The organism is Tranquillimonas rosea, from assembly GCF_900111315.1.
Lineage (GTDB): Bacteria > Pseudomonadota > Alphaproteobacteria > Rhodobacterales > Rhodobacteraceae > Tranquillimonas > Tranquillimonas rosea.
Map to the genome: position 1 here is coordinate 18,628 of NZ_FOGU01000008.1, position 16,410 is coordinate 35,037.

At 66.8% G+C, this 16,410-nt stretch carries 14 protein-coding genes; 12 read left to right on the top strand and 2 right to left on the bottom strand.

The window, feature by feature from the left end:
• Positions 1-154: 154 nt before the first annotated feature.
• From BMZ25_RS13755 to BMZ25_RS13775, 5 genes are read left to right on the top strand one after another with little or no spacing between them, the layout of a single operon-like run.
• On the top strand, positions 155-1,765 hold the full coding sequence (locus BMZ25_RS13755; RefSeq protein ID WP_092694571.1) for a peptide ABC transporter substrate-binding protein: 1,611 nt from the start codon (positions 155-157) through the stop codon (positions 1,763-1,765).
• 56 nt (positions 1,766-1,821) lie between these two features.
• Positions 1,822-2,745 carry an oligopeptide ABC transporter permease OppB gene (oppB, locus tag BMZ25_RS13760; RefSeq protein ID WP_092694573.1) on the top strand — a complete coding sequence of 308 codons (924 nt, stop codon included), beginning with the start codon at positions 1,822-1,824 and terminating at the stop codon, positions 2,743-2,745.
• A gap of 9 nt (positions 2,746-2,754) precedes the next feature.
• Positions 2,755-3,678 (top strand): ABC transporter permease subunit, encoded by a 924-nt coding sequence (locus BMZ25_RS13765; protein WP_092694575.1) that lies wholly within the window; start codon positions 2,755-2,757, stop codon positions 3,676-3,678.
• Positions 3,678-4,643: an oligopeptide/dipeptide ABC transporter ATP-binding protein gene (locus BMZ25_RS13770; RefSeq protein ID WP_092694577.1), complete on the top strand. Its 966-nt coding sequence runs from the start codon at positions 3,678-3,680 to the stop codon at positions 4,641-4,643. The genes BMZ25_RS13765 and BMZ25_RS13770 overlap by 1 nt, the downstream gene beginning before the upstream one ends.
• Positions 4,640-5,644, top strand: a complete 1,005-nt coding sequence (locus BMZ25_RS13775; protein WP_092694579.1) for an oligopeptide/dipeptide ABC transporter ATP-binding protein — start codon at positions 4,640-4,642, stop codon at positions 5,642-5,644. Before BMZ25_RS13770 ends, BMZ25_RS13775 begins: the two co-directional genes overlap by 4 nt.
• A gap of 7 nt (positions 5,645-5,651) precedes the next feature.
• Here BMZ25_RS13775 and rhaI read toward each other — a convergent pair whose 3' ends face one another.
• Together rhaI and BMZ25_RS13785 are read right to left on the bottom strand one after the other, a co-directional pair.
• Positions 5,652-6,926 (bottom strand): L-rhamnose catabolism isomerase, encoded by a 1,275-nt coding sequence (gene rhaI, locus BMZ25_RS13780; protein ID WP_092694581.1) that lies wholly within the window; start codon positions 6,924-6,926, stop codon positions 5,652-5,654.
• A 49-nt stretch (positions 6,927-6,975) separates the two neighbouring features.
• Positions 6,976-9,078 carry a bifunctional rhamnulose-1-phosphate aldolase/short-chain dehydrogenase gene (locus BMZ25_RS13785; protein WP_092694583.1) on the bottom strand — a complete coding sequence of 701 codons (2,103 nt, stop codon included), beginning with the start codon at positions 9,076-9,078 and terminating at the stop codon, positions 6,976-6,978.
• Positions 9,079-9,269: 191 nt separating this feature from the next.
• Here BMZ25_RS13785 and BMZ25_RS13790 point away from each other — a divergent pair, with 191 nt between their 5' ends.
• The 7 genes from BMZ25_RS13790 (at position 9,270) to BMZ25_RS13820 (ending at position 16,409) form a co-directional block, all read left to right on the top strand.
• A complete protein-coding gene (locus BMZ25_RS13790; RefSeq protein WP_092694585.1) occupies positions 9,270-10,073 on the top strand; it encodes a DeoR/GlpR family DNA-binding transcription regulator in 804 nt (267 codons plus the stop codon).
• 41 nt (positions 10,074-10,114) lie between these two features.
• Complete coding sequence (gene rhaS, locus BMZ25_RS13795; RefSeq protein WP_092694587.1) at positions 10,115-11,116, top strand: rhamnose ABC transporter substrate-binding protein; 1,002 nt, start codon at positions 10,115-10,117, stop codon at positions 11,114-11,116.
• Between the two features lie 77 nt (positions 11,117-11,193).
• Entirely contained in the window at positions 11,194-12,729 is a 1,536-nt protein-coding gene (locus BMZ25_RS13800; protein WP_092694589.1) for a sugar ABC transporter ATP-binding protein, read from the top strand.
• Positions 12,726-13,709: an ABC transporter permease gene (locus tag BMZ25_RS13805; protein WP_092694591.1), complete on the top strand. Its 984-nt coding sequence runs from the start codon at positions 12,726-12,728 to the stop codon at positions 13,707-13,709. The genes BMZ25_RS13800 and BMZ25_RS13805 overlap by 4 nt, the downstream gene beginning before the upstream one ends.
• On the top strand, positions 13,706-14,710 hold the full coding sequence (locus BMZ25_RS13810) for an ABC transporter permease (protein ID WP_092694593.1): 1,005 nt from the start codon (positions 13,706-13,708) through the stop codon (positions 14,708-14,710). The genes BMZ25_RS13805 and BMZ25_RS13810 overlap by 4 nt, the downstream gene beginning before the upstream one ends.
• Positions 14,710-15,024, top strand: coding sequence for an L-rhamnose mutarotase (gene rhaM, locus BMZ25_RS13815; RefSeq protein ID WP_177190467.1), 315 nt, complete (start codon positions 14,710-14,712; stop codon positions 15,022-15,024). The genes BMZ25_RS13810 and rhaM overlap by 1 nt, the downstream gene beginning before the upstream one ends.
• Complete coding sequence (locus BMZ25_RS13820; RefSeq protein ID WP_092694595.1) at positions 15,021-16,409, top strand: FGGY-family carbohydrate kinase; 1,389 nt, start codon at positions 15,021-15,023, stop codon at positions 16,407-16,409. The genes rhaM and BMZ25_RS13820 overlap by 4 nt, the downstream gene beginning before the upstream one ends.
• The last annotated feature ends 1 nt before the right edge of the window (position 16,410 follow it).

A 16,410-nucleotide genomic window follows, 5' to 3' on the forward strand; every position in this document is an offset into this window, starting at 1 on the left:
CGCTCAACCGGCGGGCTCTTGCCGCTTCGCGCGACGTAACGCCCATGCACGCCTTGCATGTGTGTCCAACAGCCAGAACACTGACGCACACGATACGCCAATAACGAGAACGGGCGCACCCGATCGCGCCTCGGACACGAAATGGGAGTACCCGATGAAACGCCGGACGCTGCTGTCTCTCACCACCGCCACAGCCCTCGCCGCCACCCCGCTCCTCGCCGCCGATCCGCCCGAAGACGCCGATCTGGCCGACACCCAGACCTTCTCGTACCGGATGCTCGACCAGTTCCCCACGCTGGACCCGGCGCTGAACGAAGAGACTGCGGGCTTCCACGCGATTCGTCAGCTTTTTGAAGGGCTTGTGACGCAGGATTCATCCGGAAATCTGCGTCCCGGCGTCGCGACGGACTGGTCCAGCGAGGACAACACGACCTGGACCTTCACCCTGCGCGACGACGCCACGTGGTCCAACGGTGACCCCGTCACAGCCGAGGATTTCGTCTGGGCGTGGAAGCGCGCCGCCGACCCGGCGACGGCCTCTCCCTATGCTTGGTACATCGAACTGAGCTCGATCGAGAACGCCGCCGACATCGTCGCCGGGGACGCCGATCCCGACACGCTGGGCGTCGAGGCGGTCGACGAGCAGACCCTGCGCGTCACCCTCGACCAGCCGCTTCCCTATTTCCCGGCGATGACCAGCTACGCCACCTTCATGCCGGTCCACCAGGAGACCGTTGAAGAGCACGGCAGCGACTGGACGGACCCCAGAAATATGGTCTCGAACGGCGCTTACACACTAGATGAAGTGTCGCTCAATGAGTTCTGGCGCGCCTCGAAGAACCCCGAATACTGGGGCGCCGAGGACGTGGTGATCGAAGAGGTGACGGGCTACGTCATCAACGACGTGAACCAGGCGCTGACCCGTTGGGAATCGGACGAGTACGACATGCTCGAACCGCTCCCCGCCGGCAGCTTCCCCCGCCTGAAGGAGCAATATCCCGAGGCGGCACATTCGGTTCCGCGTCTATGTTCTTATTATTACGCGCTGAATCAGCGCGAGGACGCGATCCCCGAACTCAAGGATCCGCGTGTCCGCAAGGCGCTCAGCTATGCCATCGACCGCGACGTGATCGTCGAGCAGCTGCTCCAGGGCGGCCAGTCCCCGGCCTATTTCTTCACCCACGAGGCGACGGCCGACTTCCAGGAGCCGCAGGTCGAATACGCCGAATGGTCCCAGCAGGAGCGCGACGCGCGTGCCAAGGAGCTGATGGACGAGGCTGGCGTCGACAGCCTGAACCTCAAGCTGATCTACAACACCTCGGAATCGCACAAGCAGATCGCCACGGTGGTCAGCCAGATGTGGAAGCAGAAACTCGGCGTCGAGACCACGCTCGAGAACATGGAATGGTCGACCTATCTCGACGTGCGAAAGGCCGGCAACTTCGACGTCGCGCGCTCGGCCTGGTGCGGCGACTACAACGAGGCGTCGACCTTCCTGCAGATCCTGACCACCGAGAACGAGCAGAACGACGGGCGCTACTCGAACACCGAGGTTGACGAGCTGATGGCCGAGTCCCGCACCTCGGACAACCCGCAGGAGCTCTATACCCAGATCGAGGAGCTTCTGGCCGAGGACATGGCGATCATCCCCGTCTACCACTACGCCAACACGTTCCTGCTGGACACTGCGGTCAAGGGCTTCCCGATGCAGAACGTGGAAAACAATTGGTACGTCAAGGACTTCTACCGCGTCGCGGACGAGTGATCCTGCCCGGCGGGGGCCGTGCGGCCCCCGCCTTTCCGGCCTGACGAGGCACCCCAATGATACCCTTCATCCTGCGCCGCCTGCTGGTGGCGATCCCGACGATCCTGGCGCTGATCGTCTTTTCGTTCCTGTTGATGGACTTCGCCCCCGGCAGCCCCTTCGCGACCGAGCGCGGCGTGCCGCCCGAAGTGCTGGCGAACCTCGAGGCCAAGTACGGGCTCGACAAGTCCCTGATCGAGCGCATGGGCATCTACATCTGGAACGTCGTCACGCAGTTCGACTTCGGGCCCAGCTTCAAGTTCACCGACCGCACCGTGAACGAGCTGATCGCGCAGGGCTTTCCGGTGACGCTGACCTACGGCTTCTGGTCGTTCGTCGTGGCGGTGGCCGTGGGCGTGACGCTCGGCGTGATGGCCGCGGTGTTCCAGAACTCGTGGCTCGACTACTTGGCCGTCGGCGTGACCGTGGGCGCGCAGGTGCTGCCGAACTTCGTCATGGCGCCGATCCTTGTCATCATCTTCACGCTCTGGCTCGGCTGGTTGCCCGGCGGCGGCTGGCAGGGCGGGCAGATCGAGTACCTCGTGATGCCCGTCATCGCGCTGTCGACAAGCTACATGGCCTCGATCGCGCGTATCACGCGCTCATCCATGCTCGAGGTGCTGAACGCGGGCTTCATCCGCACCGCGCGGGCCAAGGGCCTGCCGATGCGCCGGGTGGTGATGCGCCACGCGCTCAAGCCCGCGATGATGCCGGTGATCAGCTATCTCGGCCCCGCCTTCGTGGGGATGATCACCGGCTCGGTCGTGGTTGACGTTTTCTTCTCGACCGGCGGCATCGGCCAGTTCTTCGTGAACTCGGCGCTGGCCCGCGACTATTCGGTGATCATGGGGATCACCATCCTCGTCGGGATGCTGACGGTCTTCTTCAACCTTCTGGTCGATATCCTCTACGCGTGGATCGACCCGAAGATCCGCTACTGAGGAGCCATCATGGCACAAGGCAGCACCGTCGAAGCCGTGGTCGAGGCGGGCGAGATGCGGGCGGCCAAGGGCCGGTCGCTCTGGGCCGACGCCCGCGCGCGCTTCTTCCGCAACAAGGCCGCCGTCGCCAGCCTGGTCGTGCTGGTGCTGGTCGTCCTCTTCGCGACCTTCGGACAGACCGTGGCGCAATGGTCGAATGAGGAGATCGACTGGTCCCTGCTCGGTAACGTGCCCCAGGCCGGCGGTCCGAGCCTGGCCAACGGCCACTACTTCGGCGTCGACGAGACCGGCCGCGACCTTTACGCGCGCACGGTGCAGGGCACGCGCATCAGCCTGGCGGTGGGCATCGTCGGCGCGCTGATCTCGGTCGTCGTCGGCACCTCCTACGGCGCGGTGGCCGGCTATGTCGGCGGGCGCACGGACGGCGCGATGATGCGGTTCGTCGACCTGATGATGTCGATCCCGTACATGTTCGTGCTGATCCTGCTGCTGGTGGTTTTCAACCGCTCCATCGTGATGCTCTTTCTCGGCATCGGCCTGATCTCGTGGCTGGACATGGCGCGGATCGCGCGGGGGCAGACGCTGAGCATCAAGAACAAGGAGTTCGTCGAGGCGGCGATCGCCACGGGTGTCAGCACCCCGGTCATCATCTTCCGCCACATAGTGCCGAACCTGCTGGGCGTGGTAGTGGTCTACGCGACGCTGCTGGTGCCGCAGATGATCATCTTCGAATCCTTCATCAGCTTCCTCGGCCTCGGCGTACAGGAGCCCAACACCTCTTGGGGGGCGCTGATCAACGCGGGCGCCGACAACCTGCGCAACGGCACGCCGTGGATGCTGGCCTTTCCGCTTTCGTTCTTCATCGTCACGCTCTTCGCCCTGTTTTTCCTGGGCGACGGCCTGCGTGACGCGCTCGACCCCAAGGATCGCTGATGCCGCTTCTGGACGTGGACACACTAGGCGTGACCTTCGACACGCCCGACGGCACGGTGAACGCCGTCAACGACCTGTCGTTCTCGGTCGATCCCGGCGAGACGCTGGCGATCGTCGGCGAAAGCGGCTCGGGCAAGTCGCAGACCGTCTTCGGGGTCATGGGTCTTCTGGCGCGGAACGGCCGCGCGACGGGGCGCGTCAGTTTCGAGGGCAAGGCCCTGTCCGAGATGAGCGACGCCGAGTTCAACCGGGTCCGCGGCGACGCGATCTCGATGATCTTCCAGGACCCGATGACCTCGCTGAACCCGTATATCCGGGTGGGCGACCAGATGATCGAGGTCCTGACCCTGCACAAGGGCCTCGGCCGCCGGGCCGCGCGGGACGAATGTGTGCGCATGCTCGACGCGGTGCGCATCCCCGACGCCCGCGCCCGGCTGGACCAGTATCCGCACGAGTTCTCTGGCGGCATGCGGCAGCGTATCATGATTGCCATGGCCCTGTTGTGCCGGCCCAAGCTCTTGATCGCGGACGAACCGACGACGGCGCTGGACGTCACCGTGCAGGCGCAGATCATGAAGCTGCTGGGCGATATCAGGGAAGAGTTCGGGACCGCGATGATCCTGATCACCCACGATCTGGGCATCGTCGCCGACAGCTGCGACCGCACTCTCGTGATGTATGGCGGCCGCGCGATGGAAGAGGGGCCCACGCAGGCGCTGTTCGAAAGCCCGTCGCACCCCTACACGACGGGCCTTCTGAAGGCGGTGCCACGGCTCGACATCGACCAGCCCGAGCTGCAGACGATCCCCGGCGAGCCGCCGGACATGTCCCGCCTCGGCCCCGGCTGCCCCTTCGCCCCGCGGTGCCTGCTGGTGCGCGAGGTGTGCCGTGAAACCATGCCGCCCCTCGTTTCGCATGGCGCCCTGCGCCGCGCCTGTCACGCCGATCCCGCGGAGGTCACATGAGCCTGCTCAGCGTTCGCAATCTCGACGTCACCTTCGACATCCGCCCACGCGGCGCCTGGCCGTGGACGCCTTCGCAGCAGCTGCAGGCGGTGCGCGACATGTCCTTCGACCTCGAGGCGGGGCAGACGCTGGGGATCGTCGGGGAAAGCGGGTCGGGCAAGTCGACCCTGGCCCGGGCCATCATCGGCACCGTCCCGTCAAGCGATGGCCAGATCCTCTGGGGCGACACCGACCTGCGCCGGATGGACCCGCGGGAGCGGCGGCGGCACCGGCGCGAGGTGCAGATGATCTTCCAGGACCCGCTCGCCGCGCTGAACCCGCGGATGACGGTGGGCGAGATCATCGCCGAGCCGCTGACCACCCACGACCGCGATGTCGGCCGGAAAGAGGCCCGCCGCCGCGCCGGCGAGATGATGGAGAAGGTGGGTCTGCTGCCGAACCTCCTGAACCGGTATCCGCACGAGTTCTCGGGCGGCCAGTGCCAGCGCATCGGGATCGCCCGCGCGCTGATCCTGAACCCGCGTCTGGTGATCTGCGACGAGCCGGTGAGCGCCCTCGACGTCAGCGTGCAGGCGCAGGTGGTGAATCTTCTGAAGTCGCTCCAGCGCGAGATGGGGCTGTCGCTGATCTTCATCGCCCACGACCTGAGCGTGGTTAAGCACATCTCGGACCGGACGCTGGTGATGTATCTGGGCCGCAAGATGGAAGAGGCCGAGGCGCGGACCCTCGTCCGGGCGCCGCGTCACCCCTACACCCAGGCGCTGATCGCGTCGGTGCCGATCCCCGATCCGCAGCGCGAGAAGGCGCGCCACCGACCCGTGCTCGAGGGCGAATTGCCGTCGCCGGCCAATCCGCCCTCGGGATGCGTGTTCCGGACCCGGTGCCCCAAGGCCCGGCCCGACTGTGCCAAGGCCGTGCCCGCGATGCAGGTGCCCGAGGACGGGCACCTCGTCGCTTGCCCCTACCAGGAGGTCGTCAGCCCGCTCGCCCGGAGCGCGTGACCACCGATCAGACGATACCGCCGCCGCCCCCGGCGCTGGCAGGGCGCTCTTCCGCGACGCGGGCGCGATAGCCCGAGGCGCGATAGGCCGCGACGGGATCGATCGCCGCGCCTTTTTCAAGCCGGGCCATCGCGAGGATCGGCTCGACATCCGTGCGGAACGCGCGCTTGAGCGTCGTGGTCGCCATCAGCGCGTCGTTGTCCTGCTGGAAGCCTTCCAGTGCGGTCCGGTCGACGATCAGCGCCTGCGCGTAGGCGCGCTGCACCTCCATCGCCGAGGACATCAGCGACTCGATGGGATCGTTGACGTTGTGGCTCTGGTCCAGCATGTGCGCGGGATCGAAGCCCGGCGTGTCGGCCGCGTCCATCAGCTCGTTGAAGACGAGGAACAGGCGGTAGGGATCAATGGCGGCGGTGTCGAGGTCGTCGTCGCCGTACTTGCTGTCGTTGAAGTGGAAGCCGCCCAGCTTGCCGAACTGGATCAGGCGCGCGACGATCATCTCGATGTTCACGTTCGGCGCATGGTGGCCCAGATCGACTAGGCAATGGGCCCGGTCGCCCAGCTCCTTCGCGATCAGGTAGTTCGTGCCCCAGTCCTGCACCACGGTCGAGTAGAAGGCCGGCTCGAACATCTTGTGCTCGGTGAACAGCCGCCAGTCCTCGGGCAGGCCGGAATAGATCGACCGGGCGCTGTCGAGATACCGCTCGAACTGCCGGGTCATGTTGGTCTGACCGGGAAAGTTCGACCCGTCGCCCACCCAGACGGTCAGCGCCTTCGACCCGATCTTCTGGCCGAGCTCGATCACATACAGGTTGTGCTCGACCGCCTGCTGCCGGACGGCGGCGTCGGTGTGGCTGAGCGATCCGTACTTGTAGGACAGCGGATGCGACTCGTGGTCCTGGAACGTGTTCGAGTTCATCGCGTCGAACCGCAGGCCGGTCTCTTCGGCCTTGGCGGTCAGCGCGGCGGGATCGGCGTCGTCCCAAGGCACATGCAGGGAGACCGAGGGCGTCGCGCCCGTCAGCTGGTGGATGATGCCGCAATCGTCGAGCTTGTCGAACACGTCGCGCGGCTCGCCTGTGCCGGGAAAGCGGGCGAAACGCGTGCCGCCGGTGCCCACGCCCCACGAGGGGACGGCGACGCCGTAGGCGGCCACCTTGTCCTTCACCGCGGCGATGTCGATGCCGCGCCGGTCGAGATGTTCGCCAAGCGCGTCGTAATCGGCGCGCAGGGTGGCTTCGGCGGCGGCGTTCGACCGCTCGACGCTGTCTTTCGAGATCATGTGTGTCCTCCCTTGGTGCGGGGCGGCGCATCGGCGCCGCCCGCGTCGCTCAGCGCGTGAACGCCTGCACGTTGCCGGCGTCGACGTTCAGGATGTTGCCCGTGGACTTGGCGCTGGTTTCGGCCGCGAAGAAATAGCAGGCCTCGGCGATGTCCTCGGGCAGGACCGATCGCTTGAGCAGGGATCGCTGGCGGTAATGCTCTTCGAGCCCGGCCTTGTCGGTGCCGTAGGTGGCGGCGCGCTGTTCCAGCCATTCGCCTTCCCAGATGCGTGAGCCGCGCAGCACGGCGTCGGGGTTCACCACGTTGACGCGGATGCCCTCGGGCGCGCCTTCCAGCGCGAGGCAGCGGGCGAGGTGGATTTCACTGGCCTTGGCGGTGCAATAGGCCGAGGCGCCGGGCGAGGCCGCGAGGCCGTTCTTTGACGCCACGAACACCATGGAGCCGCCGATGCCCTGCGCCTTCAGCAGCTTGAAGGCTTCGCGGGCGACCAGGAAGTAGCCGGTCGAGAGGATCGACATGTTCCGGTCCCACAGCTCCAGCGTGGTGTCCTCGATCTTGGCGGACGAGGCGATGCCAGCGTTCGACACGACGATGTCCACGCCCCCGAACTCGACCGCCATCCGGGCATAGGCGGCGGCGACGGCGTCCTCGGAAGTGACGTTCATCTCGACCGAGCGCACGGCGTCGGCGCCGTATCTCTGGCTCAGCGCGTCGCGCGCCTGTTCCAGCGCGCCGGCGTCGATATCGGCGAGCACCACGCAGGACCCCTCGCCAAGATAGCGTTCGGCCGTGGCCATACCGATGCCGCCCGCGCCGCCGGTGACGATGGCGACCCTCCCGGCGAGCGACTTGGGCTTGGGCATGCGTTGCAGCTTGGCCTCTTCGAGCAGCCAGTACTCGATGTCGAAGGCCTCCTGCTCGGGCAGGCCGCGGTATTCGCTGACGGCATGGGCGCCGCGCATCACGTTGATCGCGTTGACGTAGAACTCGCCCGAGATCCGGGCCGTGGCCTTGTCCTTGGCGAAGGTGATCATGCCGACGCCGGGGACGAGGTAGACCACGGCGTTGGGGTCGCGCATCGCCGGGCTGTCGGAGTGTTTGCAGCGCTCGTAATAGGCCGCGTAGTCGGCGCGATACGCCTCGACCATGCCGCGCAGGTTGTCGAGCGTGGTGTCGATGTCCGGGTTGGCGGGATCGAAGTCCACGACCAGCGGGCGGATCTTGGTGCGCAGGAAGTGGTCCGGGCAGGAGGTGCCGAGCGCGGCGAGGTCCGGCATGTCGGTCGCGCCGACGAATTCCAGCACCGCGTCCTGGTCGTCGAAATGCCCGACCTTGTGGCTGTCCTCGGAGATCATGCCGCGGATCGCGGGCATCAGCGCGGCGGCCACGCGGCGGCGCTCGTCCTCGGGCAGGGTGGGGTGCTTCTCGCCCCCGAAGGCGGACACGCCGTCGGTCTTAGTCTCGAACCACTCGATCGCGCGGTTGATGACGTCCAGCGTGGTCTCGTAGCAGGTCCTGGCGTCGTCCGCCCAGGTGAACAGCCCGTGCGATTCCAGCACCACGCCCTTGGCGTCGGGGTTTTTCTTGCAGAAATCCTCCAGCCACAGGCCCAGCTCGTAGCCCGGCCGCTTCCACGGCAGCCACCCGATCTCGTCGCCGAAGATCTCCTGCGTCAGCTCCTTCGAGTTCGCCGACGCCGCGATGGCGATAATCGCGTCCGGGTGGACGTGATCGACATGGGTCCTGGGAACATAGGCGTGCAGCGGCGTGTCGATCGACGCGGCGCGCGGGTTCAGGTTGAACGTGCAGTGGGGGAGGTAGCCCACCATCTCGTCTTCGTGCTCAGGCCCGCGATAGAGGTCCTTCAGCGCGTGCAGCTTCTCCATGTAGAGCGTCGCGAAGCCGTCCATCTTGATCGTGCCGATGTCGCCGCCCGAGCCCTTGACCCACAGCACCTCGACCTCGTCCGAGGTGAGCGGATCGCGCTCGATCACCTTTGCCGAGGTATTGCCGCCGCCGTAGTTCGTGACCCGCATGTCCGAGCCGAGAAGGTTCGACCGGTAGAGCAGTTTCTCGGATTCGCTCATCCCATCGGCCTTCGCATCGTCCCACAGGGACTCGAGCCGGGTGCCCGCAGCCTTCTTCAACATCGCTTTCCTCCCGTTCGGGCCAGTGGGCCCACTTTTGGCGCTCGCGCCGACAATCGACTGAGCGGTAGCTTGTGTCAATCAAAAACGATCATAAGCGATCACTATGCAGGTGCAGAAAGTCATATTCGATCATTTGTGATTGACACTGAGCGAGGCTGACGGCAGTGTCGGTGGTCAGGGAGGATCGTTGAATGCACGAGAGCGAGCGCCACAGAGTCATTCTTTCGGCCGTGCAGGCGCGGCCGATGGTGACGGTGGCCGAGATGGTCGAGCTGACGGAATCGTCCGAGGCGACGATCCGGCGCGACATCGCCACGCTTCACATGCAGAAGAAGCTGCGCCGCGTCCGGGGTGGGGCGGAATCGATCACGCCACCCCAATTCGTGGGCCTCGCCGGCCGCCCGTTCTCGGTCAACCAGACGATCAACAGCGCGCAGAAGCGCGCGGTCGCCAAGGCGGCGGTCGATCTGTGCGAGGATGGCGATCCGATCATCATCAACGGCGGCACCACGACGTTTCAGATGGTGCACTTCCTGGCCAACCGGCGCTGCCAGGTGTTCACCAACTCGTTCCCGATCGCCGAGCATCTGCTGAAGCAGACGAAGAACACCGTCATGCTGTCGGGCGGGACGATCTACCGCGAGCAGAACATCGTGCTCAGCCCGTTCGAGAACGACGTGACCCGCAATTTCTATGCGCGCCGGATGTTCATGGGGTGCCAGGGGCTCGGCGCACTCGGCGTGATGGAGCAGGACCCGCTGATCATACAGGCCGAGACGAAGCTGATCCACCAGGCCGACGAGCTGGTGATCCTGGCGGATTCCACGAAGTTCTCGAAGCGCTCGAGCCTTGTGCTGTGCCCGCTGGAGCGGCTGACGACGGTGATCACCGACGACGGCATCGAGGACCGCCATGCCGAGTTGCTCGACGCGGCGGGTGTGCAGCTGATCGTGGCGCCCACCGGCGCCACCGAAGAGGAAAGCGCCGCCGGCTGACGGCGGCGGAAAACGATCGACTTTTTCAGGGAGGAGAAACGATGAGACTACTTGGGAAGATCACGGCCGGGCTGACGCTCGGCGCAGCGCTTCTGGGCTCGACCGCGGCGATGGCGCAGGACGATGATGTCCGCATCGCGCTGGTGGTGAAGTCGCTGGGCAACGGCTTCTTCGAGGCGGCAAACCGCGGCGCCGAAGAGGCGGCCGAAGAGCTGGGCAATGTCGAGATCATCTATACCGGCCCCACCGACACCACGGCGGAAGGCCAGATCGAGGTCATCAACTCGCTGATCGCCCAGCGGGTCGACGCGATCGCCGTGTCGGCCAACGATCCCGACGCGCTGGTGCCGTCGCTCAAGAAGGCCATGCAGCGCGGCATCACTGTCGTATCGTGGGATTCGGGCGTTGCCCCCGAAGGCCGCGAGATGCATCTCGCCCCGTCCTCGGACGAGCTGATCGGCAAGACGATCATCAAGCTCGCCGCCGATCACCTGCCCGACGGCGGCAAGGTGGCCGTGCTGTCCGCGACCTCGACCTCGACGAACCAGAACGCCTGGATCGAAGAGATGAACAGCGTCATGGACCAGTATCCCGACATCGAGGTGGTCGAGACCGTCTATGGCGACGACCTGGCCGACAAGTCCTACCGCGAGGCGCAGGGCCTGATGCAGACCTATCCCGACCTCGACGCGATCATCGCGCCCACGAGCGTCGGCATCGTCGCGGCGGCGCAGGCCGTGCAGGACGCCGACAAGGTGGGCGAGGTCAACGTCACCGGTCTGGGCCTGCCCTCCGAGATGGCCGGCGCGATCGAAAGCGGCGCGTCCAAGTCCTTTGCGATCTGGAACCCGGTCGATCTGGGCTACGCGATCACGATGATCTCCTACAACCTCGCCACGGACGAGGCCGAGGCCGCGCCGGGCGCCGAGATCGGCATGGGGCGGATGGGCTCCGCCACGCTCGACGACAACACCGAGGCGGCGATGTCCGAGCCGTTCACCTACGACGAGAGCAACATCGACGAGTTCAAGAGCGTCTTCTGATCTCGTGGCCGGGCGGGCTGCTGTCGGCCCGCCCGGCGCCCGTTGTCACCAAATATTCCATGTCTCCCGGGGATTCCATGCAGTTGCAGTCCAATGCAGTCACGTCCGACGCGCAGGCCGTCCCGGTGCTCGAACTGCGGGGCATCTCGAAGGGCTTTCCCGGTGTGAAGGCGCTCGACGACGTGTCGCTGTCGCTCTACCCCGGCCAGGTTACCGCCCTGATCGGCGAGAACGGCGCCGGGAAGTCGACGCTGGTGAAGGTGCTGACCGGCATCTACCGCCCCGACGGCGGCACGATCATGGTCGACGGCGCCGAGACCCGCTTCCAGACCGCGACCGATGCCTCGGACGCCGGCGTCACGGCGATCCACCAGGAGACGGTGCTGTTCGACGAATTGTCGGTTGCCGAGAATATCTTTCTCGGCCATGCGCCGCGCTCCCGGTTCGGCCTGATGGACTGGCCGCGCATGCGCCGGGACTCCCGCCGGATCCTCGACCGGATCGGCGCCCGGATCGACCCGGACGTGATGCTGCGCGACCTCGGGATCGCCAGCAAGCACCTCGTGGCCATCGCCCGCGCCCTGTCCGTCGACGCGCGCGTCGTGGTGATGGACGAGCCGACCGCCTCTCTCAGCCAGACCGAGATCGAGGAGCTCTACGAGCTGGTCGAGCGGCTGAAGGCCGAGGGCAAGGCGATCCTCTTCATCAGCCATAAGTTCGACGAGGTGTTCCGCATCGCCGACCGCTACACCGTCTTTCGCGACGGGCAGATGGTCGGCGCGGGGCTCTTGGCCGACACGAGCGAGGACAAGCTGGTCGAGCTGATGGTCGGCCGCGCGATGGACCAGATCTTTCCCGACCGCACGCCCGAGCTGGGTGACGAGGTGCTGCGCGTCGACGGCTACTGCCACCCCACCGAGTTCGACGATATCGGCTTCGGCCTGCGCAGGGGCGAGATCCTCGGCTTCTACGGACTGGTCGGTGCAGGGCGGTCGGAGTTCATGCAGGCGCTTTTCGGCGTCACCACGCCATCCGCCGGCACGATCACCCTCGACGGTGAGCGCATCGCCGTGGGCTCGCCCGCGGACGCGATCCGCAAGGGCATCGTCTATGTCCCCGAGGACCGCGGCAAGCAGGGCGCGATCACCGCGCTGCCGATCTTCCAGAACGTGACGCTGCCGTCGCTGGGACGGATCTCGTCACGCGGCTTCCTGCAGATGGCCGAGGAGTTCCGGCTGGCCCGGAAATACACCGAGCGGCTGGATCTGAGGGCCGCGGCGCTGGACCAGAACGTCGGCAACCTGTCGGGCGGCAACCAGCAGAAGGTCGTCATCGCCAAGTGGCTGGCGACCATGCCCAAGGTCATCATCCTGGACGAGCCGACCAAGGGCATCGACGTGGGCAGCAAGGCGGCGGTGCACGAATTCATGGCCGAACTGGCCGCAGAGGGGCTGTCGGTCATCATGGTCAGTTCCGAGATTCCCGAGATCCTCGGCATGTCCGACCGCGTGATCGTCATGCGCGAGGGCCGTATCGCCGCGCGGCTCGACCGCGCGGAGTTGAGCCCCGAACGCCTGGTGCGCGCGGCCGCTGGCATCGAGGAGGCCGCATGATCACCGAGTTCCTGAAATCGCGCGAGGCGATCCTTCTCGCCGCGCTCGTCGCCCTGATCCTGTTGGTCGAGACCCGCTTTGCCGGGTTCGCGGCGCCATCGAACATGGTGGACGTGTTCAACGACACGTCGATCTTGATCATCCTGGCGCTGGGGCAGATGGCGGTCATCCTGACCAAGTGCATCGACCTGTCGCTGGCGTCGAACCTGGCGCTGACCGGGATGGTCGTCGCCACCATCAATGCAGCCGCGCCGGGTGTGCCGGTCGCGGCTCTGATCCTGCTGGCCATCGCGCTCGGCATGGTGCTGGGCGCGTTCAACGGCATCCTTGTGTGGAAGCTCGACATTCCGCCCATCGTCGTGACGCTGGGCACGCTGACGATCTACCGCGGGATCATCTTCCTGATCTCCGAGGGCGCCTGGATCAACGCGCACGAGATGAGCGCCGCGTTCAAGGCGTTCCCCCGCGCCGAGTTCCTGACCCTGCCGGTCCTCAGCTGGATCGCCCTGGCCATCATCGCGCTGTTCGTCGTGCTGATCGGGCGCACCGGGCTGGGCCGCGCGTTCTACGCGGTGGGCGGCAACCCGCATGCCGCGGTCTATACCGGCATCTCCGTCGGCTTCACCCGCTTCGCGGCTTTCGTGATCGCCGGCGGGCTGGCCGGGCTGTGCGGCTATCTCTGGGTCAGCCGCTATGCCGTGGCCTATGTCGATGTCGCCGGCGGGTTCGAGCTGGACGTGGTCGCCGCCTGCGTCATCGGCGGGATCTCGATCGCCGGCGGTATCGGCACGGTGGGCGGCGCGGTCCTGGGCGCGCTGTTCCTGGGCGTGATCAAGAACGCGCTGCCGGTCGCCGGCATCTCGCCGTTCTGGCAGCTCGCCATCTCGGGCGCCGCGATCATCATTGCCGTCGCCTTCAACGCCCGGTCCGAGCGGACCAAGGGCCGCGTCATCCTGAAATCCGCGGAGCACGCCACATGAGCCTTGCCGACGGAACCCGCCCGCGCCACGTCCCCGACCACCTGACCAGTCGCGGCCAGCGCGTGATACGCAGCTGGGAGACGCTGCTGGTAGGTGTCGCGGTGCTGATCTTTCTCGCGAACACGTGGGCGAGCCCCTATTTCCTGGACCCCTGGAACCTCTCGGACGCGACGTTCAACTTCACCGAGAAGGCGATGATCGGCTTCGCCATGGCCCTGCTGATCATCTCGGGCGAAATCGACCTGAGCGTCGCGGGCATCATCGCGCTGGCGTCGACGGCGATGGGCTATGCACTGCAATTCGGTGTCGGCACGCCCGGCCTCGTGCTGATCGGGATCTCGGTCGGCGTCGCCTGCGGCGCGTTCAACGGCGTGCTGGTGACGCGGCTGGGCCTGCCCTCGATCGTCGTCACCATCGGCACGATGAGCCTGTTCCGCGGCATCGCCTACATCGTGCTGGGCGACCAGGCCTACAACGGCTATCCCTCGAGCTTCGCGTTCCTCGGGCAGGGCTACGTGTTCTGGGTGATCACGTTCGAGCTGGTCGTGTTCCTTGTCCTCGCGGTGATCTACGGAATCGTGCTGCACGCCACCAATTTCGGGCGGCAGATCTACGTCATCGGCAACAACCCGACCGCCGCCCTGTTCTCGGGGGTTCGGGTGCAGCGGATCAAGATGATCCTGTTCCTGCTGACCGGGCTGATGTCGGGGATCGCCGCCGTCTGCCTGACCGCGCGGCTGGGCTCGACCCGACCGTCGATCGCCTATGCCTGGGAGCTCGAGATCGTCACGATGGTCGTTCTGGGCGGTGTGTCGATCCTCGGCGGAGCGGGCAGCATCCTGGGCGTCGTGCTCGCCGCGCTTGTGATGGGCATGGTGACCTTCGGGCTTGGCCTCCTGAACGTGCCCGGCATCGTGATGTCGATCTTCATCGGCGGCCTGCTGATCGGGGTGATCGCCCTGCCGCGCCTGATCACGCTGATCCGAAAGGGGCAAATCTGATGCAGAAGCACGCGTTCCGCATGAAGCTCTTTCCCGGCCAGGAGGCGGAGTACAAGCGCCGCCATGACGCGATCTGGCCGGAATTGTCCGACCTGCTGCATGAGGCGGGCGTGGAGGACTACTCGATCCACCTGGACCGCGAGACATCGACGCTGTTTGCCGTCATGTGGCGGCGCGACGATCACGGGATGGACGATCTGCCGGATCACCCCGTGATGCAGCACTGGTGGGCCCATATGGCCGACATCATGGAGACACATCCCTCGAACGAGCCGGTCACCATCCCGCTCGAAACCGTGTTCCACATGCCATGATCGTCGCCGTCCTCGATATCGGAAAGACCAACCTCAAGGTCGCGCTGGTGGACCCTGAGACGGGTCGCGAGATCGAAGTGCGCAAGCAGGCGAACATTGTCCTGCCCGGACCGCCCTATCCGCATTTCGACACCGAGGGGCAGTGGACGTTCCTGACCGGGGCGCTGAAGGAGTTGGCGGCCCAGCATGCCGTCGACGCGGTCTCGATCACGACGCACGGCGCGTCGGCGGCGCTGGTGGACGCGGAGGGCGCGCTGGTCCTGCCGGTGCTGGACTACGAGCATGACGGCCCCGACGCCACCGCCGCGGGCTATGACGCGGTGCGGCCCACCTTCGAGGAGTCCGGCACGCCCCGCCTGGGCGCGGGGCTGAACCTCGGGGCGCAGCTCTACTGGATGTGGGAGGCCTTCCCCGAGACCCGGCGCACCCGGCATATCCTGACCCTTCCGCAATACTGGGCGTGGCGGCTGACCGGCGTGGCGGCCTCGGAAGCCAGTTCGCTGGGGTGCCACACCGACCTCTGGACCCCGCGCGAGGCGCGGCCCTCGACGCTCGTGCGGCGCATGGGGTGGGACGAGCTGCTTCCCGACCTGCGCCGCGCCGACGACGTGCTCGGCCCGGTCTCGCCCGACGTCGCACGCCTGACGGGGCTGCCGCCCGAGACGCCGGTGCTATGCGGCATCCACGACAGCAACGCCTCGCTCTATCCGCATCTCCGGGCCCGGAGCGGGGCGTTCTCGGTCGTGTCCACCGGCACTTGGGTCGTGTCGATGGCCGTGGGCGGCGCGGCCGTGGCGCTGAACCCGGCGCGCGACACGCTGATCAATGTCAGCGCCACGGGCGAGGCCGTCCCCTCGGCGCGGTTCATGGGCGGGCGCGAATACGAACGCATCCGGCCCAACACCGACGCGCCCCCGGACCCGGCCGACGTGCGGGCCGTCCTGCGGGACAGGATCCACCTGCTGCCGGCGGTCGAGCCGGGGTCGGGGCCGTTCCAGGGCCGGGCGCATGGGTGGAGGGCGACGCCGGCGACCGACGGGCAGCGTTCGGTGGCGCTGGCGCATTACCTGGCCATGATGACAGAGACCTGCCTGTCGATGATCGGCGCCGCGGGCCCGATCGTGGTCGAGGGTCCGTTCGCCGCCAACGAGGCCTATCTGCGGATGCTGGCCGCTGCCGCCGGACGGCCGGTCGAGGCGCTTACGGGCAGCGTGACGGGCACCTCGGTCGGCGCGGCCATGTTGGCACTCGGGCCCGACGGGCAGGGCCCCGCGGCGCAGCCCGAGCGAGTCCTGCCGGACGAGACGCTGGCGGCCCATGCCCGCGACTGGTGCGCCGCCGTGGCCTCGAGCACTGCGCGGGCCGTGGCCGGTGAGGCGGGCTGAC